Here is a 23,645-nt window from a genome sequence, read left to right on the forward strand (position 1 = left end):
ATGCTGGAAGTAATAACCGACGATAAACAAGGCGGTGTATATGATATATCGGAGCTTGTCACGGATGCAACCTGGAAAACATCCAGGATCGGCAAGCCGGGAAGCCTAGATTTTACGATGCTGCAAGATCGTAACTATATGATTCAAAACGGGGATATCGTCACTGTGAAGTATGAGGATAAGCCCCTTTTTTATGGCTATGTATTTTCAATCGGGCGAAGCCAAGAAGAAACGCTCAAGATCAAGGCGTATGATCAGATTCGATACTTAACCGCTACAGACACCTACGTATTTAAAAATAAGACGGCAGCTGCGATTATCAAGCAGATTGCCAACGACTTCGAGTTGAAGTGGGGCAATATCGCAGATACCAAATATGCAATTCCCAATTTGATCGAGGATGGCCAGAAGCTGATTGATATCATCGACAAAGCTTTAGCACTCACAACGGTCAACACGGGAAGCATCTACGTGTTTTACGACGACTACGGTAATCTGGCGTTGCAAAATGTAAAGGATATGAAGCTGGATATAGCGATCGGGGACGAGAGTCTGATGACCGGGTTCAGCTTTGAAAAGAGCATCGACAGCGAAACGTATAACCAGATCAAACTGGTACGTGACAACAAAGACACCAAGAAGCGGGATGTACATATCGCCCAGGATAGCGCCAATATGGCCAAATGGGGGAGACTACAGTATTACGAAAAAGTAGACGAGAACATGAATGATGCTCAAATTCGTCAGCTTCTCGACCAGCTGGTCAAACTTAAAAACCGCGAAACCAAAAGCTTAAAGGTGGATGCCCTTGGAAATCCGTCCATTCGCGCTGGCTGTTATATCCATATAGAGATCGGAGAATTGGCGATCAACCAGCTTTACTTGGTTGAGGAATGTTCCCACCGTTTCAGCGGCGAAGAATACACATTGCAAATTGAATTGAAGGTGATCGAATGAGTCTGGCCAATGCGATAAAGCAAATCACCATGAATCTGAATGAAGCAGAGCATCCTGTAGCGGTCATGTTTGGCACAGTGACCAAAGAACAACCTTTGGAAATCCTCGTCGATCAGCGTTTATTGCTGGATGAGGATTTTTTTGTTCTGACCGAACAATTGACTAGGCATGAAATGGATCTGAAACACAGCCATCAAATCAATGATAGTTCAACCCAGGATGCGTTAACAGAAAAGATCGTTATTCGTGAGGGCCTAAAGGCGGGGGATGGTGTTTTGCTGTTAAGAATGCAGGGGGGACAACAATATGTGGTGCTGGATAAGGTGGTGAGACCATGATACCGTTGGGCGGCAATTTAATGACGGCAGAGGCCGCACTGGAAACGAGCCGGACATACGGCATAGATTTTCATAAAGGCCGGTGCACGGGCATGATTGACGGTTTGGATGCGGTCAGGCAAGCCGTGTATAAAATACTCCAAACCGACCGGTTCACACACCTTATCTATGATGCGAATTTCGGCAGCGAGTTATCAGGATTGCAGGGGCAAAGTCAGGGGTATGTGCGATCGGAAATAAATCGTCTTATAAAGGAAGCATTATTAGCGGACAACCGTATATCTGGGGTGGAAAACATGCAAATCACAATCACCGGGGATGAAGCGGTAGCCACGTTTACGGTAGTTTCTATCTTCGGGGATTTTAAGAGCGAGGTGACAATGAATGTATGAACAACAAACCTATGAACATATTTTGAAAAGAATGCTAGATAAGGTATCCCATAATGTCGATAAACGCCAGGGATCCATCATTTACGACGCTCTGGCTCCTGCTGCAGCGGAGCTGGCCCAGATGTATATGGAGCTGGACATAAACAACAACCTTGCATACGCCGATACGGCCACAGCAGAATATTTGGAACGGCGTACAGCCGAGTTCGGGATTCACCGTGAACCAGCAACGAAAGCAAGGCGGAAAGCTTTGTTCTATGGCTCCAATAACGTTCCTATCGATGTGCCTGCAGGTTCCAGGTTCTCAATCAACGATCTTGATTATGTTGCAGTCAGCAGGATCGCTACAGGCGAGTGGGTTGTAGAATGCGAAACGCCGGGGGTAGCCGGCAATCAGGAGTACGGGGGAATGCTTCCCATCCAATATGTTGCAGGCCTGGTTCGTGCTGAACTGACGGATGTACTCGTACCGGGAGAGGATGCAGAAAGTGATGAAGCCTTGCGGAAGCGGTACATGGATGCGATTAACGAGCAGCCTTTTGGCGGCAACATCGCGGATTACAAGAAAAAGATTAACGAAATTTCCGGTGTAGGCGGTGTTAAAGTATTTCCGGCATGGAATGGCGGGGGGACGGTAAGGGCGACAATTCTCGCGGCCGATTTCAGCCAGCCTTCTCAAACGCTGATCGACGAGGTTCAAACGAGGATTGATCCAGAACAAAATCAAGGCCAGGGCTTGGGACTGGCGCCGATTGGCCATGAGGTAACGATCACGGGGGCCGAGGCGTGCGTAATGGATGTCGCAGCGTCATTGACACTAGCTCCTGAAGCAGTTTTGGGACAAGTACAAAGTGATGTTGAAGATGCGATAAGCGCTTATCTGTTATCCCTTCGGCAATCGTGGGCCAATGCCCCATCCCTGATCGTTCGCGTCGCGCACATCGAATCTCGCATTTTGACTGTTCAGGGTGTGGTTGATGTCACCCATACGATGCTGAATGGAGCGGCTGTGAATGTCGTACTGACCGATGAACAGATCCCAATCATGGGGACGGTGACGCTGAGTGAATAGGTTCATGCAGTACCTCCCGGACTTATACCATGATGTCGTGGATTTTGTGGAATTGACAGAGACAGAGTCGCAGGAATGGATCAGTGTCGAGAAGGCCATTAACCAATTGCTGGATGACCAGTTCGTAGTTAGTGCTTCGATGCAGGCAATTAAACGACGGGAAAAGATTCTAGGCATACAGGCCGACCCTGCCACAGAAACGCTAGAGTTCAGAAGAAAGCGGCTGATCAATCGGTATTCTACGAAACCGCCATTTACTGTGCGGTATTTGCAGCGTCAGCTTGATTTTTTAGTTGGGGCTGGACTCACGATTGTCAGTGTAGATCCCCAAGCTTTTAAGTTAACCGTTACAACCAATCTTGATGATGCAGCCGTATTTAAAGAGGTTGAATATACGGTTAAGATGTTAAAGCCTGCGAACATGATCTACCAGCAGCAGACTAGCTTAGGAGATGTCATCGGCTTGGAAGAGAGGATAACTGCCAAGGAAATCGATTGGAACTATAAATTAGGCGAGTGGAAGCTGGGAGCAAAACCATTTGCCGACTTCGGCCCGGAGGTGGTGATTAAGTGATGGTAAGCTCTTTTTTGAATGATGTGGCTCGATTTGTTGATGCGAATATTTCGAAGGTCGTGTTGAATGATACGGTCGAGATTACTAGCTTTAGTGCAAAGGAAGTAACCGGTTCAACTGTGGGAATGCAGTATATCGTCCCGGCAGCCGATGTGTCGCTAGTTACGAAAATTGAGCTTAAAGATGCGCATAACAACATTAAAACAACCAATAACGTTTATGTACCGATCACGACAGATACTCTTCTGCTGCATACGGTACAAGTTAAGGAGGTATAAGAATGGCGAAGACAGACTGGAGTTTGAACGACACGGTTCAGCCGCAAGATATGAATGCAATCGGGGAAGAGATCAATCAACTACGTCAAGATGTAGATCATATCGAAATCCCTCCGGCATCAGTAGCGGAGGCGGGGATTGTGAAGCTATCTAACGCTACGAACAGCACTAGCGAGACTTTGGCAGCAACACCACGGGCAGTAAAGTCGGCCTATGATGCGGCCACCGCAGCGCAAACTACGGCTAATGCGGCGAATACAGCTGCCGCAACTGCGCAATCGAGGGCTGATTCGGCTTTTCAGCTTGGCAATGAGCGGAAAGCGGAAGTGGTTGCCGCGCTTGTTGCCAAAGGGATTTCGGCATCCACAAGCGAGAGTTGGGATTCGTTGATTACAAAACTCAACTCTATCGTAAAGGCGACCGGGAATGCAAGCGCCGCGCAGCTACTGAATGGGTACACAGCGAGTAATGCAAACGGTTCTATTACAGGGGGGATGCCTGACCGTGGGGCTGTGACCTCTACAATAACGATGCAAGGTGGGCAATATACCATACCTGCAGGATATCATAACGGTACGGGTAAAATCACAGCTTCGTTTGCTAATTTGATTGCGGGTAACGTACGTAAAGATATTAACATCGGGGGTATCCTAGGTACACTAGAACAAGGTAATTACCTACCTATGAATTACCTAGATACATCAGAAGTGGGTGCTACCGTCGTCAAGGATATATATTCATTCCCCGCAGGGTTATCTAAATTAATGTTTATAACGGAAGCTGAGGGGGCGGGGTTTGCTTCTAGAGTTGGCGTAGGTAGTTACTCGGGGTACCAAAAAAATATAGTATCGCTTATTAGTGATAAGACAGGAGCGTATCCTATCCTTAATATACTAACCGCTAATAAAGGTTTAGAATCCCTTCTTGCGTTGTACTTGGATTTTATCGCAGGTAAGATTGTTAAAATTTATATCGGCGAAAATAGCAGCTACGCATCAATTTCCAGTTACACCTATCCAACGTCATTATACGATTCTACGGTCCCTTTGAAGATAAGAAATACACGCGAAAATGGTCTTGCCTCTTCTATGGCATACCAAACTAAATTGGTAGGGTACTGGCTGTATATTTAAAAAATAAGGAGAGGTTTTTTAAATCGAAGATTGCCTAGAAATTATTGAGTTTGCTGGCAAGGATATTAAAGTAATTTTAAATTATTCACTATTAGTTTGAAATAAAAACAACTTGAAGGGTGTTGAAAGTGATTGAAAATGATCAGAATATTTAAATCCAAAGACTGCGTGGAAGCAGTTGAATTTAAAGATTTGTCGTCGATCCACACGATCATATTACTGACAGGTGTGGGGGTATCAGTTAATTTCTCGCCCGAAGGTGTGCTGAAGTCATTAACCCTAAAAGATGGGGCTCATGAGCTCGTGGCCATCCCAGGACAGTTTGTGTATAAGAATGATACAGGAACTATCGGTATTTGCAACTATGAACACCTGGCTGAGAGGTACGAGGAAGTCACGGAAAGCGAAATAGCAGAATAGCCATGAGGAACGCCGCAAGACGTGTTATTTATGACAAAATTTCAAACCGAACAAGATTACAAACATATGGTAGTTATAGCGCATTTAATTTAGTTAGCGAGCAATATAACATGACTTCACTTATTTTCCATAGGGTGTCATTTTTATTATCAAGGAAGCGGCCGTTTCAGGAAGCTTCCCTTTTTGTATGCTATGCCATAACCTGGATTGATTTTTGAGTACATCTTGCATGTTGGTTCGTATATAGTAATAGTCCAATCGATTATTTATGATCGATTGGGTTTACAATATAGGTAAGATTACATGCATTTTATCAAAAATAAGAGGTGTTTCTTTAATGTGGCATTTGAAATCGCAGGAAGAAGTGCTCAAGGAGCTGCAGGTCGATCCGGCTGTCGGGCTTTCTCATGAAGAAGTACGCGCGAGGCTGGAGCAGCACGGGCCGAACAGATTAAAGGGCAAGCCGAAGAAAAGCATGGTCGCTCTATTTTTGGCCCAGTTAAAGGATATGCTCATTTATGTGCTCTTGGGCGCAGCGATAGTTACGCTCATCGTAGGCGAATATGTGGATGCCATCATTATTCTTGCTGTCGTTCTGCTGAATGCGCTGATCGGTGTGTTCCAGGAGCAAAAGGCGGAGAAGGCCATCGAAGCCCTGCAGCAAATGACCACGCCTAAATCGCTCGTTCGCCGTCAAGGTGAGGTGAAGGAGATTAATTCCGAGGACATCGTGCCCGGGGATATTGTCATACTGGATGCAGGCCGATACATACCGGCTGATCTTCGGCTGCTGGATAGCGCCAATTTGCAGATCGAGGAATCCGCGTTGACCGGGGAGTCTGTTCCTTCCGACAAAGACGCCGAAGCACGTCTGGACGATCCCAAAATCACGGTTGGCGATATGTCCAATATGGCATTCATGTCCACCCTTGTAACCTATGGAAGGGGAGAAGGGATTGCCGTAGCGACCGGAATGAATACGGAAATGGGGAAAATCGCCACCATTCTCGATGAGGATACGCAAGAGCTGACCCCACTGCAGAAAAAATTAGAGGAGCTCGGCAAAACGCTGGGCTACATCGCCATTGGTATCTGCGTCTTGATCTTTGTGATCGGGCTGATTCAGAAACGCGATTTGTTCGAGCTATTCTTAACCGCGATCAGTCTAGCCGTAGCGGCGATCCCGGAAGGGCTTCCGGCTATCGTCGCGATCGTTCTCGCGCTGGGCGTTACCCGCATGTCGCGGATTCATGCGATCGTGAAGAAGCTGCCCGCCGTGGAGACACTGGGCTCCGTCAGTATCATTTGCTCGGATAAGACAGGTACCTTGACTCAGAATAAAATGACGGTCGTAAAATACTATACTGCTACGCCGCTGGGTGATGAACCTCCGGTGGAGCTGATTAAGACCTTCGTGCTCTGCTCCGACGCGACCCATGAGAACGGAGAAAGTACGGGCGACCCGACGGAAGTGGCCCTTGTCATTTATGGCGAGCAGAACAATATTATGAAAAAATCGCTGGAAGCGGAATACAAGCGGGTTTCCGAGAGGCCCTTCGATTCCGACCGCAAGCTCATGTCTACGCTAAACAAGACGAGACAGGGCTACCGTGTTCATACGAAAGGGGCCATCGACCAGCTGCTGAAGATCTCTACTTCGGCCGTTGTGGGCGGAGAGGTGGTTCCGCTGACCGAGGAGCTGAAGCAGCAGTACTTGCAGGCGGCCGAAGGGATGTCGGACGACGCTTTGAGGGTTCTCGGCGCAGCCTATAAGGATACCGAGGAAATGCTGGAGCCTGAGCAGATGGAACAGGATTTGACGATTCTGGGCTTCGTCGGCATGATTGATCCGCCAAGAGTCGAAGTGAAGGATTCCATTCACGAAGCGAAGATGGCGGGCATTACGCCAATCATGATTACCGGCGACCATCGGAACACCGCCGTGGCGATCGCCAAGGAGCTTGGCATTGCCAGCTCAATCGAGCAGAGCATGACGGGCGCGGAAATCGATGAGCTCTCCGATGAGGCTTTTGCCCAGAAGATTAAAAATATTCGCGTCTTTGCCCGTGTATCCCCAGAGCACAAAGTTAAAATCGTCAAAGCATTCAAAGCGCAAGGCAATATCGTCTCAATGACTGGCGACGGGGTGAATGATGCGCCATCTTTGAAAAACGCCGATATCGGCGTAGCGATGGGCATTACCGGCACCGATGTCTCGAAGGGTGCCAGCGACATGATCTTGACCGACGACAATTTCACCACCATCGTGCATGCGATCCGGGAAGGACGGAATATCTATTCGAACATTCGCAAGACGGTCACCTTCCTTCTGTCCTGTAATTTCGGTGAAGTTGTAGCGATTCTGGCCTCGATTCTGTTCTTTTGGCCGCTGCCGCTCCTGGCGACCCAGATTCTCTGGATCAACCTGGTGACGGATACTTTGCCGGCGATCGCGCTTGGGGTGGATCCAGGCGAGAAAGATGTGATGAAACGGAAGCCGCGGGATCCGAAGGAGAGCTTCTTCGCCGGCGGAGCGGCGTTCCGGGCGATTCTCGGCGGTCTTCTGATCGGTTCTCTGACTTTGGTAGCCTTCTACTTGGGGCTGCGAGAACATGGTTTCAGCATGACCTCGGCGAATATTTCTGATGAAGCGATGACGTATGCACGGACGATGGCTTTCGTTGTATTGGCCGCATCGCAGCTGTTCTACTCCTTTACGAAGCGGAGCGACACGAAGTCCATTTTCCAGGTCGGACTGTTCTCCAACAAGCTTCTGGTCGGCGCGGTTATTGCCGGGCTTGTTCTGCAGTTTGCCTCGATCAGTATTCCGTTCCTGGCTGCGGCATTCAAAGTGCATAACCTGTCCCTCGCGGATTGGGGAGTCGTCATTGGGCTGGCCTTGATTCCGCTCCTTATAAACGAGTTGATTAAGGTGTTCATGCGCCTAAGAACAGCAAAATAAATACATGGAGAGGGGGCTGTCCAACAAGCCCCTAAAATAAAAGTTAGACGGAAAACGCGATGTTTTTCGTCTAACTTTTTACATATCTGCAATTGCTGTTATAAGTCAGCTGGTTGTCGGCCGTTCGTTGCCGGCTTGTATGCTGTGTGGCTTGGGTGGCTGGCTGGGCAACTGAATATATGCAATCCTAAACGGACACAGGGGGCGTTATTTGTGAAAAAACGAGGATTCTTGAGAGCCAACGGACTTACGTTCCGCTATTGCTCCTCGAAGCCTGTTTATTGCAGTCAATTTGGTTGAATAACGGAACCAGTGTCCGTAAGCATAGCGAAAGGGGCCTATTTCCACGATTAGCGGATCTCCTGTCCGTTAGCGGTTGTTAGCGGGTGACCAGCTCCAGGAGTTCAGCCAATTCCACCATTTAATCCAACAGCTCCAACGTTCCCAGCAATCTCATCAGTCGAATCAGTCCGATCACTCCCATCACTCCCATCACTCCCATCACTCCCATTAGTCGCATTAGTCGCATAAATCGCATTTGTCCCATAATTCCCATGGTTCCTATCGTTCCTATCGTTTCCATCAATCCCATCAATCCCATCAATCCCATCAATCCCATCAATCCCATCAATCCCAACATTCCCACCCGTCCCCATCATTCTGCTCGATCCCAGCAAATTCACTCTCATGCTACACCGTAAATCCAGAGGTAATATTCCACAGCTTCTCGACAATGGCGGACAGCTGTCCGGCCGCAGCTTCGAGCTCGTTTATGGCGCTGAGCTGATCTTGGAAGCTTGCGCTGATTTGCTCCGTGCCGGCGGCGATTTCACTGGTCGAGACGGCGATATGGCTCATCACTCTCGATTTATGCAAGAAGATTCGTTTGTGCGGAGATTCCCGCATCACCTTGACCGGCTTAATTCAATTTGAATGGACGCTGAAAGCTTACTGAAAGAATTACATGTTTTGAAAAACAGCAAATAGCATTGCGAACTTTGGGTTTCCTGTGCTACTATAACGTTGTCACCGAAAACGTTACCGAAAAGGATTCCGATCCCATTTTCGGAAACGTTTCCGAAAACGCTACCATGTTTATTTCAAAGCGTTTTCATGACAACTGATATTCATTAAGGAAGAGGGGTCTAGACGATGAACAAGCTGAAGAAAATGCTGGGGATTATGCTTGTATTCACTCTGGTAACTGTGCTGGCTGCGGCATGCGGCAAGGGTGATAATTCGGCTGCCGGGGAGAATGGCGCCAAAGGCGAAGGAGCTTCTGGCGGAGCAAAAGAAATTTATTTCCTGAACTTCAAGCCGGAGATTGCGGAAGTATACGAGAAGATCGCCAAGGATTATGAAGCGGAAACAGGGGTTAAGGTCAAAGTTGTTACGGCAGCAAGCGGTACTTATGAAACGAAATTGAAATCGGAAATATCCAAGAAGGATGCGCCGACGATTTTTCAAATCAACGGACCTGTCGGCTATCAAGCATGGAAGGATTACACACTCGATCTGAAAGATACGAAGCTTTACAGTTACTTATCTGATCCAAGCCTCGCGGTGACAAGTGAAGGCGGCGTGTACGGCATACCTTACGTCGTGGAAGGCTACGGCATCATTTATAATGATGCGATCATGCAGAAATTCTTTGCGCTGCCGGATAAAGCGGTCTCCATTTCGTCCGCGTCCGAAATCAACAACTTTAGTACTTTGAAAGCGGTTGTCGAGGACATGACGGCGAAGAAGGATCAGCTTGGCATCAAAGGCGTATTTGCATCTACTTCGCTTGGCGCTGGCGAGCAATGGAGATGGCAGACGCACTTGGCCAACCTGCCGCTGTACTATGAATTCAAGGACAATACGGAGTTTGACAACACCGTACTGGCCGGTCTTGCAGCGAATGAAGTGCAGTTCAAATATGCGGACAACTTCAAGAACATTTTTGACCTGTATACGAACAATTCGGTGACGAAGGGAGCGCTGCTGGGAGGCAAATCCGTAGCCGACTCTATGGCTGAATTTGCGCTTGGCCAAGCGGCGATGGTTCAGAACGGGAACTGGGCCTGGGGCCAAATCAATGAAGTAGGCGGCAACGTGGTCAAGGCGGAGGATATCAAATTCCTACCGATCTACACCGGAGTTAGCGGCGAAGAGAAGCAAGGTCTGGCCATCGGTACCGAGAACTACCTTGCGATCAATAGCAAAGTGTCGCCTGAGAAGCAGCAGGCTTCAATCAATTTCCTGGAATGGCTGTTCACCAGTGATAAGGGAAAAGCTTATGTAACGCAGGAGCTGGGCTTTATCGCACCGTTCAATACGTTTAATGAAAACGAGAAGCCGGCTGACCCGCTGGCGAAAGAAGTGATGTCCTGGATGGAGAAGGATGTGACCTCTGTTCCTTGGACGTTCGCGGCGTTCCCGAGCGAGGAGTTCAAGAATCAGTTCGGTGATGCTTTGCTGCAATACGTTCAAGGCAACCAATCCTGGGATGAAGTTGTGAAGGTGTTCACGGAGAGCTGGGCAGCAGAAAAGGCAAAATGACGTCGGGTGTATGCGATGCCACTGGGTTACCAATAGAAGCCCAGTGGCATCAATCCCATTTCCATCCGATGATCGATGAATGAACAGGCATTCCGTTATCATCATCATGTTGAATACTGAGATAGGAGAAGAAAACATGCAAAAGTCGATGAAAAAATATTTTGCCCTTTTTGCATTGCCTACGATCATCGCCTTTTCGGTAGCTTTTGTTCTACCGTTCATATTAGGTGTATACCTCTCCTTCACGGAATTTACGACCGTGAACGATGCAAAGTGGGTAGGATTAAGCAATTACGTCAAAGCGTTCTCGAACCAGGACTTTTTGAATGCATTATGGTTTACAGTAAAATTCACTGTAGTTTCGGTACTGACAATCAATGTGTTCGCCTTCATTCTTGCGATGCTGCTCACCCGCGGGAAGAAAGGAACGAACCTGTTCCGCACGGTGTTCTTCATGCCGAATCTGATCGGCGGGATCGTGCTCGGTTACATCTGGCAGCTGATCATTAACGGCGTGCTGTATAAATTCGATCTCACTCTGACGTTCGATCCGAAGTACGGCTTTTGGGGACTCGTCGTGCTGATGAACTGGCAGCTGATCGGTTATATGATGATTATTTACGTCGCGGGTATACAGAACGTGCCTAAGGATGTCATTGAGGTGGCGAAAATCGACGGCGCCTCCCGGTTTCAGGTACTGCGCAACGTGACGCTGCCGCTCGTTATGCCATCGATTACAATTTGTCTGTTCCTAACCTTGTCGAACTCGTTCAAGCTGTTTGACCAGAACCTGGCTCTCACAGCAGGCGCGCCGGCGAAGCAGACGGCGATGCTGGCATTGGATATTTACAACACCTTCTATGGTAAGACGGGTTGGGAAGGCGTAGGCCAGGCCAAAGCGGTTGTATTTTTTGTCCTGGTGGCCTTGATTGCGCTTGTTCAACTGCTGATTACTAGAAGGAAGGAGGTTGAGAGCTGATGCAAAAGACAAACAAAGGAGCAGATACGCTCATCTTTCTGATTTTGTTCCTATTGGCGGTTGCCTTCATTTCTCCGATCCTGATCGTATTAATGAACTCATTTAAAGGAAAGTTCTTTATCAGCGATACCCCGTTTTTGCTGCCCAATAGCGAAACGTTTTCCGGGCTCAGCAACTATACGAGCGGGATCGCCAAGACGGATTTCATATCGGCGTTTGGCATGTCGCTGTTCATCACCGTTTTCTCCGTAGCCGTGATTGTCCTATTTACGTCCATGACCGCTTGGTATATAACGAGAGTCAAGACGAAATTCAATCAATTGCTGTATTACATTTTTGTATTCTCCATGATCGTGCCGTTCCAGATGGTGATGTTTACGATGACGAAGACGGCCAACGTCCTGAATCTCGACAACCCGGTCGGCATCATTCTCATTTACCTCGGCTTTGGCTCGGGATTATCCGTCTTTCTATTTAGCGGGTTCGTGAAGTCGATTCCGATCGAAATCGAAGAAGCAGTTATGATTGACGGCTGCAACCCCGCGCAGTCCTTCTTTAAGGTTGTGCTGCCGATCCTTAAGCCGATTGCGATCACGGTCGCCATTCTGAACGTCATGTGGGTATGGAACGACTACCTGCTCCCCGATCTCGTCATCGGAAGCGAGTACAAGACGATCCCGATTGCGATCCAGTACCTGAAAGGCGGATACGGCTCTATCGATATGGGTGCTATGATGGCCATGCTGGTGCTGGCGATCGTGCCGATCGTCATATTCTATTTGCTCTGTCAGAAGTATATTATAGAAGGCGTTGTTGCAGGGGCGGTCAAAGGCTGACGGCTGCTGTGTTTTGGACGGAATCCGCCTTGTTTTCTGGAACTTTAACTGCTATTCTAATGAAATGTATCCGGTGTAGCTGTTTAGATTACGATGTAAGGGAAGAACAAATATGGCTTCTATTACAATTAAAGATATTGCCAAGATGTGCGGCGTCGGGGTAACTACGGTTTCCAGAGCGATCAACAACCACCCCGATATTAGCGAAGAGACCAAGGCGATGATCATGCAGGTCATCAAAGACAATCATTACGTGCCGAACAACAGCGCGAGAAATTTGAAGCGTTCGGTGTCCAAGACGATCGCGGTGTTGATCAAGGGGATCACCAACCCGTTCTTCAACCCGATGATTCAGGTGTTCGAGCGGGAAATTCAGCGGAAGAAGTATTCCTTCATCCTGCAGCGCGTCGACGAGAAGCAGGATGAAATCGAAGTGGCGATCGAGCTGGAGAAGGAGAAGCGGCTGAAGGGCATTGTGTTCCTCGGCGGGTATTTCTCGCATTCCAAAGAGAAGCTGGATCAGTTAACCGTGCCGTTCGTGCTCAGTACGATCGGGATGACGGAAGAATTCGATCCTAACGATTACTCCTCCGTTTCGGTCGACGACGTCAAGGAGAGCTATAAAATCGTCGATTATTTATGCAATGAAGGACATCGCAAAATCGCGATCATTACCGCGCCAATGGATGACGTAAGTATTGGCAAGCTGAGATACGAAGGATATAAGAAAGCCTTGAAGCAGCACGGCATCGAATACAATGAGCGGCTGGTGCGCCCTATGCGGGAGGATATCGACAGCTACTCCATGGAGAACGGTTATGAGGTCACCAAGGAGCTGCTTCAGTCCGGTGAAGAGTTCACGGCGATTTACGCCGTATCCGACAGCCTCGCGATCGGGGCATGCAAAGCGATATTTGAAGCGGGCCTAAGCGTGCCTGAGGACTATTCTGTTGTAGGTTTTGACGGGCTGGATATTTCCTTCTATTATAATCCGTCGATCACGACCATCAAGCAGCCGACAGAGGAAATAGCGCAGGAGACGATTAAGATCTTATTTGATTTAATAGATAAAAAAATAACTCACGCCCATAAAACCTTCCCCGGCGAGCTGGTCATCCGGAATTCGACGAAACGTCTCAACTAGCGAAGCGGCTTGCTGCGCTGGAGGACAGGCCTGTTCAATCCGTGGAATGTTAAGAGCCCTGTCTCCCTTGCTAAGGGAGAACAGGGCTCTATGTATGAGGGCGTTACATCGTGATCAGCTATTGGCCCGGAACAGCCTTTTATCGAAAAATAAAATAACGACGAACAGGGCGATGGCGAGCAGCAGGACACAGGCTGGCAGGATGAAGGCCAGCAACGTCGCCGTACTTTGCATTTTGTAGTAGACGAGCATGCCGAAGGGCATCAATCCGCCGCCGATGATGCTGCACCATACGTGCAGCTTGGCCGTTCTGACCATGCTGATCTCTTTGAAGATATAGTAGAACATGCCGTAGGCGAACAAGGTCAGCCAGCCGACGACGAGAATATGGGCATGAGCGGGAGTCAGCGTGTAATCATATCGCCCAGCCATATCCGCACCGATCAAAGCGCCGATAAGAGAATAAATTGCCGCAATGCGGATTAACCATTTGCTGTATTTTACCATAACACACTCCCCGAATTTGAATGTAAGGCCCCTTCAATATAGAACGCGAATATGAACGCAATATGAACAAAGTATGTCAGTGCAGCTATGGCGGGCTATTCGTCAAGCTAGGCGAAGCATGCTACAATAGCGGGGAATGGAAAGGAGTGAGATAGCAATGGCATTGGAAGTCGATGTACAGGCCACCCCGAATCCGAACGCCGTGAAGATCAGCGCGAAGGAAGCGCTGTTCGAAGGCACGCGCAGCATATCCTTGAAGAGCGGCGAGGCAACGGATCATCCGCTGGCCAGCGCCCTTCTGGGCATTGAAGGCGTGGATAACATTTTTGGATTAAGAGATTTCGTGACGATTACAAAGAAGCCGGAAGCGGACTGGGATCCAATTCTGGAACAAGCGGAAGAAGCGTTCAAGAAAATTTACGGTTAACAAAATGTTGGTTTGCGATAAGTCTGCAGTAAGCGATTATACGGATTTATCTTTAGGTGAAATGGATGCTTTAGAAGAAAAAAGGCGATTCCTTAGGGAACCGTCTTTTTTTCTTGCTGTGTGTCACAAATCCGGCTCCTTTGCCGTCCCATGGGAAACAGCATAAAGGAGTTGGGAAAGATGAACGAATTAATATGCTTGGTTGTAGGCGGGGGTTACGCAGGAATAAATGCGATTCAATCTATCCGGCAAGCATTTCAAAAAGCAGGTGAGACAAGGAAGATACGAATTGTTCTGATCGATAAGGAGCCCTATCATTTGCGGAAGGTGCTGCTCTTTAAGCCTGCTGCCCATCAGGAGGAGATCACGATTCCTTTTACGCGCATGTTTTCGGATATCCAGGTTATTAGAGGAACTGTTGGAAGAATCGAGCATGATCAGAAGCAAGCTCGCTATCGGGATGGCGAAGGCAAGGAGCATACGCTTGCGTACGATATTGCCGTAGTTACGGTTGGCAGCATCGTAAGGCGGCCTAAACCTGATCAGGGGGGGATCGCTTTAACGGAGCTGAAGGCGGCTGCGGCAATACGTCAGCAATGGCAGGAGAATATGCGCCAGGCTGCAGAGGCGACGGATCCCGTGGAGAAGCAGCGGCTGCTGACTACGGTGGTGGCCGGGGCTGGCATTAGCGGAATCGAAAATTCGGCCGAACTGGCCTGGTTCATGCGCCAGGAAGCCGGGGCCCTGGAAATCGATCCGGAGATGATCAAGGTGTATTTGATCAATGCCCAGGCGAGGCTGTTCCCGGAGGGTCCTCTCAAAGTGGGGCGCAGGCTGGAACACAAGCTTCATAATTATGGCGTAACCGTGTTGCATGAAGTCAAGGCGCTTCAGGAAAAAGAGGGGATGGTGTCATTGTCAAGCGGCGAGGTTATCCCGGCGGGATTATGCGTGTGGACGCTAGGCTTGCTGCCGAATCCAGCACTAAGGGAGATGGGGCTGCCGCTTACGGCTGACGGGCAGGTTATCGTAGATGCAAGCTACCGGGTGCAAGGCATGCCGGGGATGTACAGCATTGGGGACTGCGCGAGAATCGTCGATCCGGCTACCGGCCGCGCTGACACCATGACATGCAAAGAAGGAGGCGCACAGGCGTCCAGATTGGGAGCGATTGTGCTGGCGGACTTGAACGGCCGCCCGGCTCCACAGCATAAGGGTTATATGGATGCGTACTGCTTCGGCTTGGGAGGGGAGCGGGGGATGGTCTGGACGCGGCAATGGGGGCTGGATATGATAATTACAGGCAGGCTGGGTTGGAAAATTCGCCAATATACTTGGGATATCGCAAGCCTGTTGAAGCAGCCCCATCGGAAACCGTGAAAGGACGATGCCAATGCATGAGCTTTATGAAAAATACAGAAGATTGCTGTTTACTCTCGCCTACCAGTTGACCGGTTCGGCAGCGGATGCGGAGGATGCGGTACAGGAAGTATTCTTGAAGGTCTATGCCATGAATACGGACCATATCGAGGAGCCCAAAGCTTATTTATGCAAAATGGTGACGAATCGCTGCCTGGATTTACTGCGGTCGTCCCGGAAACGGCGCGAGCAGTATGTTGGCCCCTGGCTGCCCGAGCCCGTGCCAACGCCGGAAGAGGATGCCCTGCAAACGCTGATGCGCAATGAGCTCCTGTCTTACGCTATGCTCGTTCTCCTCGAGCGATTGTCTCCAGCCGAACGGGCTGTCTTCGTGCTTCGCGAGGCGCTCGGGTTCGATTATTTTGAAATCGCCGGACTGCTGGACAAGAGCGAGGCGAATTGCCGGAAGCTCATGAGCAGGGCCCGGGGGAAGATGGGGGCTGACGCTGCCGGCATCCTAAACAACAGGGAAGCGACAGGTCAGCGCTGGGTTCAGGCCTTCTTGCAGGCGCTGGAGCAGGGGAATATGGATGTATTGTTAGCGATGCTTACCGAAGATGTCGTCGTTCTCTCCGATGGAGGAGGCAAAGTAGCGGCAGCAGTGCGTCCGATCACATCGCGGGATCATGTCAGCCGTTTCCTGCTTGGTTTAATGCGGCAGCTAGATCAGCAAGGGGATGTTCATTTCGAGCTGGCTACGATAAACGGAGATACCGGCGTCATTGTTCGCTCGTCAGGCAGCATAGATACGATTGTACTGCTGCAAGTTGAAGACGGGGCAGCCCGAGGCATCTATTTTATTAGAAATCCGGATAAGTTAACGCATATGTAGCATAACGGGTTGACTTTAAATTTTACTATATGGTATATAAAAGAAAGAATTAGCACTCTGCGAACTTGAGTGCTAACAAGGTGAAGGATCTAAGTAGCTAGAAGCAAAGGAACGAAAGGAGATTATTGTTCATGGCAAAAAAGCAGTTTCAGGCGGAATCCAAAAGATTGCTGGAAATGATGATTAACTCCATTTATACACAAAGAGAAATTTTTCTAAGAGAGCTCATCTCCAATGCCAGCGATGCGATCGATAAAATATACTACAAGGCGCTGACCGACGACAATCTCGTGTTCAACCGCGAGGATTACTACATTAAAATTACGCCGGACAAGGAGAATCGCACGCTGACGATTTCCGATACCGGGATCGGCATGACCGAGGAAGAGCTGGAGAACAACCTCGGGATTATTGCGAAGAGCGGCTCTTTGGCGTTCAAGAAAGAGAATGAAGCGAAGGACGGCCACAACATCATCGGCCAATTCGGTGTAGGCTTCTATTCGGCGTTTATGGTAGCTGACGTGGTAACCGTGATCAGCAAGCCGTTTGGCAGCGACCAAGCCTTCAAATGGGAGTCCGAAGGGGCGGACGGCTACACGATCGTTCCGTTCGACAAGGCGACGCCAGGCACCGATATTATTCTAAAAATTAAAGAGAACACGGAAGAGGATCAATACGATGAGTTCCTGGAAGAGTACCGTCTAAGAGCGATCATCAAGAAGTACTCCGACTTCATCCGTTATCCGATCAAGATGGATGTAAGCGGACAACGTCCTAAGGAAGGCACGGAGAACGAGTTCGAGGAATACAAGGAAGAGCAAACGATCAACAGCATGGTGCCGATTTGGCGGAAAAATAAAAACGAGCTGACCGCAGAGGACTACGAGAATTTCTACCACGAGAAGCGCTACGGCTTCGACAAACCGCTGAAGCATATCCATATTAGCGCGGACGGCGCAGTCGTGTACAATGCGATCCTGTTCATTCCGGAGAACATTCCGTTTGATTACTATACGAAGGAATACGAGAAAGGACTGGAGCTGTATTCCAACGGCGTGCTGATCATGGACAAATGCGGCGACCTCTTGCCGGATTACTTCGGCTTCGTCAAAGGGATGGTCGATTCCGAGGATCTGTCGCTCAACATTTCCAGGGAGCTGCTGCAGCATGACCGTCAGCTTACGCTGATCGCCCGCAACATCAAGAACAAGATCAAGGGGCAGCTGCAAAGCATGCTGAAGGATGAAAGAGCGCAGTACGAGAAGTTCTACAATTCCTTCGGCCGCCAATTGAAATTTGGTGTGTACAACGACTATGGCATGCACAAAGAAGATCTTCAGGATCTGCTTATGTTCTACTCCTCCAAGGAGAAGAAGCTGGTTACACTGGATGAATACGTCTCGAGAATGCCTGAGGATCAGAAGTATATCTACTATGCTTCCGGCGAATCGATCGAGCGGATCGAGAAGCTGCCGCAGACGGAGCTTGTCGCCGATAAAGGCTATGAAATCCTGTACCTCACTGACGATATCGACGAGTTCGCGCTCAAGACGATTCTGAACTACAAGGAGAAGGAATTCAAATCGGTATCGAGCGGAGACCTCGGCATCGAGCCAGACGAGAAGGATCAGGAAACAGACGAGAGCAGCAACAAAGAGCTGTTTGAGGCGATGCAGGGCATTCTGGGCGGCAAAGTGAAGAGTGTTAAAGCCTCGAAGCGGCTGAAATCTCATCCGGTCTGCTTGTCGGCCGAGGGAGACCTATCGATCGAGATGGAGAAAATATTGAAGGCGATGCCGAGCGGCCAGGACGTTCAGGCCGACAAAGTGCTGGAAATCAACGTGAACCACGAGGTGTTCCAATCGCTTAAGGCCGCGCATGAGAACGATAAGGAGAAGCTGAGCCTGTATACCAACCTGTTGTACAACCAGGCGCTGCTGATCGAAGGCCTGCCTGTGCAGGATCCGGTGGAATTTACGAATGATATCTGCAAAATCATGGTGTAATCCCTGATTTAATCCCTGATTTTACAATTGGATCAGCTTTAAGTTAAAATGACGGAAGGAGCTTTTGTTCTAAGCGCCTTTCGTCATTTTTATTGCCATGTTCAAGGATGCATGAGCTTATACAGGAAAGAGGTTGCTATCAGATGATTCATTACATTCGGTTGCGTTAATGAGAGGTACAGAAGGATAACCCCGGGTTTTTAAGAATGAAGATGCCTGGGTTTATTTAACTGTGCCTTTTTTCATTAACTCAATACGAATGAATGAGGTGCGATAGCATGTTAATATTTCATACCATACCTGCCGGAACAGTCATTTGTCCGGTGTGCTCGGGTCCGCTAGATTTACAGGACAATAGTCTAATTTGCAAAAACCGTCATTGCTTTGATATCGCAAAGCAGGGGTACGTCAATTTCCTGCTGCAAGCTCCGAAGGAGAAATACGACAAGCGATTGTTTCAATCGCGTGCCCGAGTTAGCCGGGCAGGGGTGTTTCGCGGGCTGACCGACCGCCTGGGCGAGATTGTCCGGAACGAGTTGGAGCGTCAGGACTTGAAGCGGCGAGAGAGTCGATCGCATGGGCTGAAGAAGCAAGGACTTCAGCAGCGAGAACGTCAGCAGCAGGAAATGCAGCAGCATCAACTTCAGCGGCAAGCTGCCATGCAGCAGGAGCTGCAGAATAAAGTGCTTGAGCGACAGGCGCGGCAGCGGGGAGAGCTGGTACAACAAAAAGTGGTGCGGCCCAGCCTGGGTCAGAGTCCAGGGGAAAGGCAATGTACCGCTGCTGCGATACTGGATGCAGGCTGCGGAGAAGGCTCCCATCTATCGGCGTTGGTGCGCCATCTGGCGGGCACGTCAGGGTGCAAGCTTGTCGCCGCAGGGATAGATATTTCCAAAGCCGGCATCCAATTGGCGGCTAAGGCCAATCCCGGAATGCTGTGGGGAGTTGCCGATCTTGCCAAATGTCCTTTTGCCAACGGTTCCTTCGATGTTATCCTGAACATCTTGTCCCCGGCGAATTACTCCGAGTTTCACCGTATGCTTGCGGATGATGGCTTGGTGATGAAGGTGATCCCGGGCACGGAGTATTTGCAGGAAATACGGCGGGCGCTGCATAGCGAGACAGCGCGGCGGACGTATTCCAATGACAGGACGGTTGAGCTGTTTCGCCGTCATTTTGAGCTTGTGGACATGCAGCAGGTAAAATACGAGCTTCTAATAGAGCAGAAAGATCTGGCGGATTTGCTGCAGATGACTCCGCTGGCCTGGCAGGCCGGTGAGGAGCAGCTTCGCCTGATGCAGACGATGAACAAGCAGCCTGTCATAACCTTCGATTTTGTCATTTTGATAGGCAGAAAGAGATATAAAAGATGAACCAAAAAAGTGGGATGCAGGCAAGGAAGAAAAATGCTTCTGAAGAAATTGAAAGATGTCTGGTAGAAAGCTGCTTCGGAAGCATAGCATGTGATCGCCTTAAAGCTGCTTCGAGAGTTTAGGCATCCGGTCGCCTTTGTGATCGGATTCGTACCTCTTACGAATCTATATAATCCAAGAAAACGGGGGGCAACAGCGATCGGGGAAGATTTGCGGAACTTGCCCCCCCCATCATTGTAGCAGCAGCACTTGTCGCGCATCCATTTCAATAGTTGTTTACATTTTTAAATGGATTTATAGCAGTTAGTTTCTACGCTAAGGAAGCGAAAGCAGATTTAAATGTATTTCATGTCATTAAAAGAAGGAAGAAGGCTATTTTGGGCTGGATTCTTGATTTTAGATGCATAAAATCCATCTACCCCTCTGAAACATTTGTTTAGAGCATGATTAGATACATGATTTCCATTTAGTTTACGACACAGCTTAGTGGACACGCAGCTTATATAAAATGAACTAATAAGTGGGATTGCAATGTTTCAACTTATAATAGTGAAAATATAAACGGATCGGTTATAGATGAAAGGGAACCACAACCTTGGCAACAATGCAGGGCTGTGGTTCTTTTGCCAATATAGATTCTATGCCACTATAGGGATAGGAGAGATAAAGATGTATCAGGATTTCAAATTAGTGGAAGGCCGGCCGGCCTACGTTCAGGTAAAAGAATACTTGAAGCGCATGATCATGAAAAGCGTTCTCCAGCCGCATCAGAAGCTTCCTTCAACCCGGGAGCTCAGCGAACTGATGAGCGTGAGCCGCAATACGATTATTTCGGCTTACCTGGGACTGGAGGAAGAGGGCCTGGTTTACACCGTGAAGGGGAAAGGGAGCTACATTGCCCAGATCACAGCTAGCGCGGCCGCGCCATCATGGCGGCTGGACTGGCAGGAGCGCATGAATGAACAAGCTCGGATGGCCGAGGCAATGGACCTGATGAAGCACGGCATACGCGCGGAGCGGGGCACGATTTCTTTTACGAGCATTGCCCCGAACGAGAAGCTGTTTGATCTCGGCAACGTCAAGCGGGCGTTCCTTGACCGGATGGCGGTGGAAGGCGAAGTTCTGCTCAACTACGGTTACGCCAAAGGCTACAAGCCGCTAATTGATCTGTTGAAGCAGTATATGGAGCAAAAAGGCGTGGACCTGGCGGGGAAGGATTTGCTCATTACGAACGGCTTCACGGAGGGCCTGGATTTGGTGCTGTCATCCTTGACGAAGCGGAGCGGAGCCGTTATATGTGAAAATCCGACCCACCATACCGCGATCAAAAATTTGCGGCTGCATGGGTACGAGATCACTGGCATCGGCATGGAAAGAGACGGCATCGATTTGGAGCAGCTGGAGCAGGCTCTGCGGCGGCAATCCTTCGATTGTGCTTATTTGGTGCCTTCCTACCACAATCCGACCGGAATCGTTATGTCCCCGGAGAAACGGCTGGAGCTCATGAAGCTGCTGACCCGCTATCAGGTTCCCGTTATCGAAGACGGGTTCAACGAAGAGCTTCGCTACTCCGGCTCCCATGTGTCTCCGCTGATCGCAGCGGTTGGCCAGGGCAATGGGGTAATTTATCTGGGCAGCTTCTCCAAGGTGCTGTTTCCCGGTCTCCGGGTAGGCTGGGTTCTGGCGGATCAGGAGCTGATCTACTATCTGGAAAGCCTGAAGCGGGCCCGCAGCATCCATACATCAACACTGGATCAATCGATACTTTATCAATATTTGCTCAATGGCAACCTGGATAAATATTTGCGCAAAGCCAGGACGGAATACAAACGGAAATACGAATGGACGAAGCAGTGCTGCGAAGCGTATTTGCCATATAACCGGCTGACGGGAGACGGAGGATTGCATCTGTTCGTATCTTTCAGCGAAGGTGCGGATACGAGACAACTGCTGGAGATTTGCAAGCAGCGGGGCGTCATATTTACGCCGGGGGATATTTTCCATACGGATGGCACTGGGCAGCATACGATGCGGCTGGGCTTCTCCCGCGTAAGCGACGAGGACATCGAAGCGGGGATAAGGATCATCGGTGAAGCGGCCAGGGAGATGTTCACTCAAACGTGACCTCGCCTCAACCCTGTGGATGATGATTGATTCTCCAGCGGGAAGTAAATGAATGGGACGGAGTGGGCTGAAATGAGAAATGACTGGATTAATCCGGTAGTACAGGAGATACCTCCATCTGGAATCAGGGCGTTTGTCGGTGCGGCGGATGAGCATGTCATATCGCTCGCTGTAGGCGAGCCGGATTTTGTAACGCCAAGACCTGTAGTCGAGGCTTGCATCGCAGCGCTGAATCGCGGGACGACGGGATACACCCCGAATGCCGGGCTTATGGAGCTTCGGGAGGAAATCGCCGGCTATCTGCAGGCAAGATTCGGCTTAGACTACGGCCCAGCGGATGAAATGTTCGTAACCGTAGGCAGCAGTGAGGCGGTCGATTTGGCGCTTCGTACCATTCTGATGCCGGGGGATGAGGTGATCGTACCGACGCCAAGCTACATTGCATATACGCCAATCGCCCAGCTGCATGGAGGCAAGGTTGTAGAGGTGCAGACCTCGGCAGAAGAGGAGTTCAAGCTGCGCGCCCGGGATCTCCGGCGTCATCTCACGCCCCGTTCCAAGGTGCTGATATTGAATTATCCCAACAATCCGACCGGGGCCGTCATGACGAGGGAGGACTTGGTGCCGATCGCCGAGCTGGCTGTCGCCCATGATCTCATTGTCATTTCGGATGAAATTTATGCAGAGCTGAGCTATGGGCAGAGCCACGTCAGCATCGCCTCGCTGCCTGGGATGAAGGAACGCACGCTCGTGATCAGCGGTTTCTCGAAGGCCTTCGCCATGACAGGCTGGCGGGTCGGCTATGTGTGCGGCCCTGCCGAACTGATCGCAGCCATGCTGAAAATCCATCAATACACGGCGATGTGCGCACCAGTGATGGGACAGGTGGCAGCGATCGCATCCTTGCGCCGCGGTATGCAGGAGATGGAGGGAATGATCCGCTCCTACGATCAGCGCAGGCAGTGGTTCGTCTCCGCACTGCGGGATATTGGCCTTCCATGTCACGCGCCGGCGGGAGCTTTCTATGTGTTCCCGTCAATTGCCGGCACCGGCCTGAGCTCGCAGGAGTTCGCGCAGCGCTTGCTGAAGGAGGCGGGAGTAGCCGCCGTGCCCGGCCAGGTGTTCGGGGCAGGCGGAGAAGGCTATATCCGCTGCTCCTATGCCACGGGCATGTCCCAGCTGCAGGAGGCCGTGGATCGCATCGAGCGCTTCGTGAGGCTGCCGCTGCGGCAATCGTCGTAGAAGCTGGATATAGCTTAAATCTAGCGCTCGCCTTCCGGCGGGCGTTATTTGTGTTGGTCTTTTTTGCAGCAGGTTTGTTATGTTCT

23 protein-coding genes are annotated in these 23,645 nt (G+C 49.8%); 20 read left to right on the top strand and 3 right to left on the bottom strand.

Going from position 1 to position 23,645, the window contains the following annotated elements; genetic code table 11:
• The 9 genes from MKX50_RS05925 to MKX50_RS05965 all read left to right on the top strand — a co-directional run bounded on the left by MKX50_RS05925 (window position 1) and on the right by MKX50_RS05965 (window position 8,126).
• Window positions 1–957 (top strand): hypothetical protein, encoded by a 957-nt coding sequence (locus MKX50_RS05925; protein WP_213592728.1) that lies wholly within the window; start codon window positions 1–3, stop codon window positions 955–957.
• Window positions 954–1,295 carry a DUF2577 domain-containing protein gene (locus MKX50_RS05930; protein WP_213592727.1) on the top strand — a complete coding sequence of 114 codons (342 nt, stop codon included), beginning with the start codon at window positions 954–956 and terminating at the stop codon, window positions 1,293–1,295. Before MKX50_RS05925 ends, MKX50_RS05930 begins: the two co-directional genes overlap by 4 nt.
• A complete protein-coding gene (locus MKX50_RS05935) occupies window positions 1,292–1,687 on the top strand; it encodes a DUF2634 domain-containing protein (RefSeq protein WP_213592726.1) in 396 nt (131 codons plus the stop codon). The genes MKX50_RS05930 and MKX50_RS05935 overlap by 4 nt, the downstream gene beginning before the upstream one ends.
• A 31-nt stretch (window positions 1,688–1,718) precedes the next feature.
• Window positions 1,719–2,759: a baseplate J/gp47 family protein gene (locus MKX50_RS05940; protein ID WP_339160021.1), complete on the top strand. Its 1,041-nt coding sequence runs from the start codon at window positions 1,719–1,721 to the stop codon at window positions 2,757–2,759.
• Entirely contained in the window at window positions 2,752–3,333 is a 582-nt protein-coding gene (locus MKX50_RS05945) for a putative phage tail protein (protein WP_339158739.1), read from the top strand. Before MKX50_RS05940 ends, MKX50_RS05945 begins: the two co-directional genes overlap by 8 nt.
• Window positions 3,333–3,611 carry a ketopantoate hydroxymethyltransferase gene (locus MKX50_RS05950; protein WP_339160023.1) on the top strand — a complete coding sequence of 93 codons (279 nt, stop codon included), beginning with the start codon at window positions 3,333–3,335 and terminating at the stop codon, window positions 3,609–3,611. The genes MKX50_RS05945 and MKX50_RS05950 overlap by 1 nt, the downstream gene beginning before the upstream one ends.
• Before the next feature lie 2 nt (window positions 3,612–3,613).
• Window positions 3,614–4,744, top strand: coding sequence for a phage tail protein (locus tag MKX50_RS05955; protein WP_339158740.1), 1,131 nt, complete (start codon window positions 3,614–3,616; stop codon window positions 4,742–4,744).
• A 168-nt stretch (window positions 4,745–4,912) separates the two neighbouring features.
• Window positions 4,913–5,164: a hypothetical protein gene (locus tag MKX50_RS05960; protein WP_339158742.1), complete on the top strand. Its 252-nt coding sequence runs from the start codon at window positions 4,913–4,915 to the stop codon at window positions 5,162–5,164.
• A gap of 337 nt (window positions 5,165–5,501) precedes the next feature.
• Window positions 5,502–8,126, top strand: a complete 2,625-nt coding sequence (locus MKX50_RS05965; protein WP_339158744.1) for a cation-translocating P-type ATPase — start codon at window positions 5,502–5,504, stop codon at window positions 8,124–8,126.
• A 421-nt stretch (window positions 8,127–8,547) separates the two neighbouring features.
• Here the strand turns inward: MKX50_RS05965 and MKX50_RS05970 are convergent, their stop codons facing one another.
• Window positions 8,548–8,772 (bottom strand): hypothetical protein, encoded by a 225-nt coding sequence (locus tag MKX50_RS05970; RefSeq protein WP_339158746.1) that lies wholly within the window; start codon window positions 8,770–8,772, stop codon window positions 8,548–8,550.
• Between the two features lie 44 nt (window positions 8,773–8,816).
• Window positions 8,817–9,002 (bottom strand): hypothetical protein, encoded by a 186-nt coding sequence (locus tag MKX50_RS05975; RefSeq protein WP_339158748.1) that lies wholly within the window; start codon window positions 9,000–9,002, stop codon window positions 8,817–8,819.
• A gap of 276 nt (window positions 9,003–9,278) precedes the next feature.
• On the opposite strand from MKX50_RS05975, the gene MKX50_RS05980 reads away from it, so the two are divergent.
• The 4 genes from MKX50_RS05980 (at window position 9,279) to MKX50_RS05995 (ending at window position 13,629) form a co-directional block, all read left to right on the top strand.
• On the top strand, window positions 9,279–10,670 hold the full coding sequence (locus MKX50_RS05980; RefSeq protein ID WP_339158750.1) for an ABC transporter substrate-binding protein: 1,392 nt from the start codon (window positions 9,279–9,281) through the stop codon (window positions 10,668–10,670).
• 136 nt (window positions 10,671–10,806) lie between these two features.
• Window positions 10,807–11,649, top strand: coding sequence for a sugar ABC transporter permease (locus tag MKX50_RS05985; protein ID WP_213592718.1), 843 nt, complete (start codon window positions 10,807–10,809; stop codon window positions 11,647–11,649).
• Window positions 11,649–12,485: a carbohydrate ABC transporter permease gene (locus tag MKX50_RS05990; RefSeq protein ID WP_339158751.1), complete on the top strand. Its 837-nt coding sequence runs from the start codon at window positions 11,649–11,651 to the stop codon at window positions 12,483–12,485. The genes MKX50_RS05985 and MKX50_RS05990 overlap by 1 nt, the downstream gene beginning before the upstream one ends.
• 112 nt (window positions 12,486–12,597) lie before the next feature.
• On the top strand, window positions 12,598–13,629 hold the full coding sequence (locus MKX50_RS05995) for a LacI family DNA-binding transcriptional regulator (protein WP_155609660.1): 1,032 nt from the start codon (window positions 12,598–12,600) through the stop codon (window positions 13,627–13,629).
• Between the two features lie 114 nt (window positions 13,630–13,743).
• Here MKX50_RS05995 and MKX50_RS06000 read toward each other — a convergent pair whose 3' ends face one another.
• The gene (locus tag MKX50_RS06000; RefSeq protein WP_339158752.1) at window positions 13,744–14,136 is read right to left on the bottom strand and encodes a hypothetical protein; all 393 of its coding nucleotides are present in this window, start codon (window positions 14,134–14,136) and stop codon (window positions 13,744–13,746) included.
• Between the two features lie 157 nt (window positions 14,137–14,293).
• On the opposite strand from MKX50_RS06000, the gene MKX50_RS06005 reads away from it, so the two are divergent.
• From MKX50_RS06005 to MKX50_RS06035, 7 genes are all read left to right on the top strand, one after another.
• The gene (locus MKX50_RS06005; protein ID WP_213592716.1) at window positions 14,294–14,563 is read left to right on the top strand and encodes a NifU N-terminal domain-containing protein; all 270 of its coding nucleotides are present in this window, start codon (window positions 14,294–14,296) and stop codon (window positions 14,561–14,563) included.
• A gap of 180 nt (window positions 14,564–14,743) precedes the next feature.
• The gene (locus tag MKX50_RS06010; RefSeq protein ID WP_339158754.1) at window positions 14,744–15,943 is read left to right on the top strand and encodes an FAD-dependent oxidoreductase; all 1,200 of its coding nucleotides are present in this window, start codon (window positions 14,744–14,746) and stop codon (window positions 15,941–15,943) included.
• 13 nt (window positions 15,944–15,956) lie between these two features.
• Complete coding sequence (locus MKX50_RS06015; protein WP_339158755.1) at window positions 15,957–16,814, top strand: RNA polymerase sigma-70 factor; 858 nt, start codon at window positions 15,957–15,959, stop codon at window positions 16,812–16,814.
• A gap of 131 nt (window positions 16,815–16,945) precedes the next feature.
• Entirely contained in the window at window positions 16,946–18,820 is a 1,875-nt protein-coding gene (htpG, locus tag MKX50_RS06020) for a molecular chaperone HtpG (protein WP_339158757.1), read from the top strand.
• Between the two features lie 278 nt (window positions 18,821–19,098).
• Entirely contained in the window at window positions 19,099–20,193 is a 1,095-nt protein-coding gene (locus tag MKX50_RS06025; protein ID WP_213592712.1) for a putative RNA methyltransferase, read from the top strand.
• Window positions 20,194–20,862: 669 nt separating this feature from the next.
• Complete coding sequence (locus MKX50_RS06030; protein WP_213592711.1) at window positions 20,863–22,317, top strand: PLP-dependent aminotransferase family protein; 1,455 nt, start codon at window positions 20,863–20,865, stop codon at window positions 22,315–22,317.
• Between the two features lie 72 nt (window positions 22,318–22,389).
• The gene (locus MKX50_RS06035; protein WP_213592710.1) at window positions 22,390–23,559 is read left to right on the top strand and encodes an aminotransferase class I/II-fold pyridoxal phosphate-dependent enzyme; all 1,170 of its coding nucleotides are present in this window, start codon (window positions 22,390–22,392) and stop codon (window positions 23,557–23,559) included.
• The last annotated feature ends 86 nt before the right edge of the window (window positions 23,560–23,645 follow it).

The organism is Paenibacillus sp. FSL W8-0186 (assembly GCF_037969765.1).
GTDB lineage: Bacteria > Bacillota > Bacilli > Paenibacillales > Paenibacillaceae > Fontibacillus > Fontibacillus woosongensis.

Excerpts from the sequence above, each read along its gene's own strand:
- MKX50_RS05965 (WP_339158744.1), top strand. The coding sequence starts at position 5,502 with ATGTGGCATTTGAAATCGCAGGAAGAAGTGCTCAAGGAGCTGCAGGTC.
- MKX50_RS05935 (WP_213592726.1), top strand. The coding sequence starts at position 1,292 with ATGATACCGTTGGGCGGCAATTTAATGACGGCAGAGGCCGCACTGGAA.
- MKX50_RS06010 (WP_339158754.1), top strand. The coding sequence starts at position 14,744 with ATGAACGAATTAATATGCTTGGTTGTAGGCGGGGGTTACGCAGGAATA.
- MKX50_RS06035 (WP_213592710.1), top strand. The coding sequence starts at position 22,390 with ATGAGAAATGACTGGATTAATCCGGTAGTACAGGAGATACCTCCATCT.
- MKX50_RS06005 (WP_213592716.1), top strand. The coding sequence starts at position 14,294 with ATGGCATTGGAAGTCGATGTACAGGCCACCCCGAATCCGAACGCCGTG.
- MKX50_RS05990 (WP_339158751.1), top strand. The coding sequence starts at position 11,649 with ATGCAAAAGACAAACAAAGGAGCAGATACGCTCATCTTTCTGATTTTG.
- MKX50_RS05985 (WP_213592718.1), top strand. The coding sequence starts at position 10,807 with ATGCAAAAGTCGATGAAAAAATATTTTGCCCTTTTTGCATTGCCTACG.
- MKX50_RS05955 (WP_339158740.1), top strand. The coding sequence starts at position 3,614 with ATGGCGAAGACAGACTGGAGTTTGAACGACACGGTTCAGCCGCAAGAT.
- htpG (WP_339158757.1), top strand. The coding sequence starts at position 16,946 with ATGGCAAAAAAGCAGTTTCAGGCGGAATCCAAAAGATTGCTGGAAATG.
- MKX50_RS05940 (WP_339160021.1), top strand. The coding sequence starts at position 1,719 with ATGCTAGATAAGGTATCCCATAATGTCGATAAACGCCAGGGATCCATC.
- MKX50_RS05995 (WP_155609660.1), top strand. The coding sequence starts at position 12,598 with ATGGCTTCTATTACAATTAAAGATATTGCCAAGATGTGCGGCGTCGGG.
- MKX50_RS06025 (WP_213592712.1), top strand. The coding sequence starts at position 19,099 with ATGTTAATATTTCATACCATACCTGCCGGAACAGTCATTTGTCCGGTG.
- MKX50_RS06000 (WP_339158752.1), bottom strand. The coding sequence starts at position 14,136 with ATGGTAAAATACAGCAAATGGTTAATCCGCATTGCGGCAATTTATTCT.
- MKX50_RS05930 (WP_213592727.1), top strand. The coding sequence starts at position 954 with ATGAGTCTGGCCAATGCGATAAAGCAAATCACCATGAATCTGAATGAA.
- MKX50_RS06015 (WP_339158755.1), top strand. The coding sequence starts at position 15,957 with ATGCATGAGCTTTATGAAAAATACAGAAGATTGCTGTTTACTCTCGCC.
- MKX50_RS05925 (WP_213592728.1), top strand. The coding sequence starts at position 1 with ATGCTGGAAGTAATAACCGACGATAAACAAGGCGGTGTATATGATATA.
- MKX50_RS06030 (WP_213592711.1), top strand. The coding sequence starts at position 20,863 with ATGTATCAGGATTTCAAATTAGTGGAAGGCCGGCCGGCCTACGTTCAG.
- MKX50_RS05950 (WP_339160023.1), top strand. The coding sequence starts at position 3,333 with ATGGTAAGCTCTTTTTTGAATGATGTGGCTCGATTTGTTGATGCGAAT.
- MKX50_RS05980 (WP_339158750.1), top strand. The coding sequence starts at position 9,279 with ATGAACAAGCTGAAGAAAATGCTGGGGATTATGCTTGTATTCACTCTG.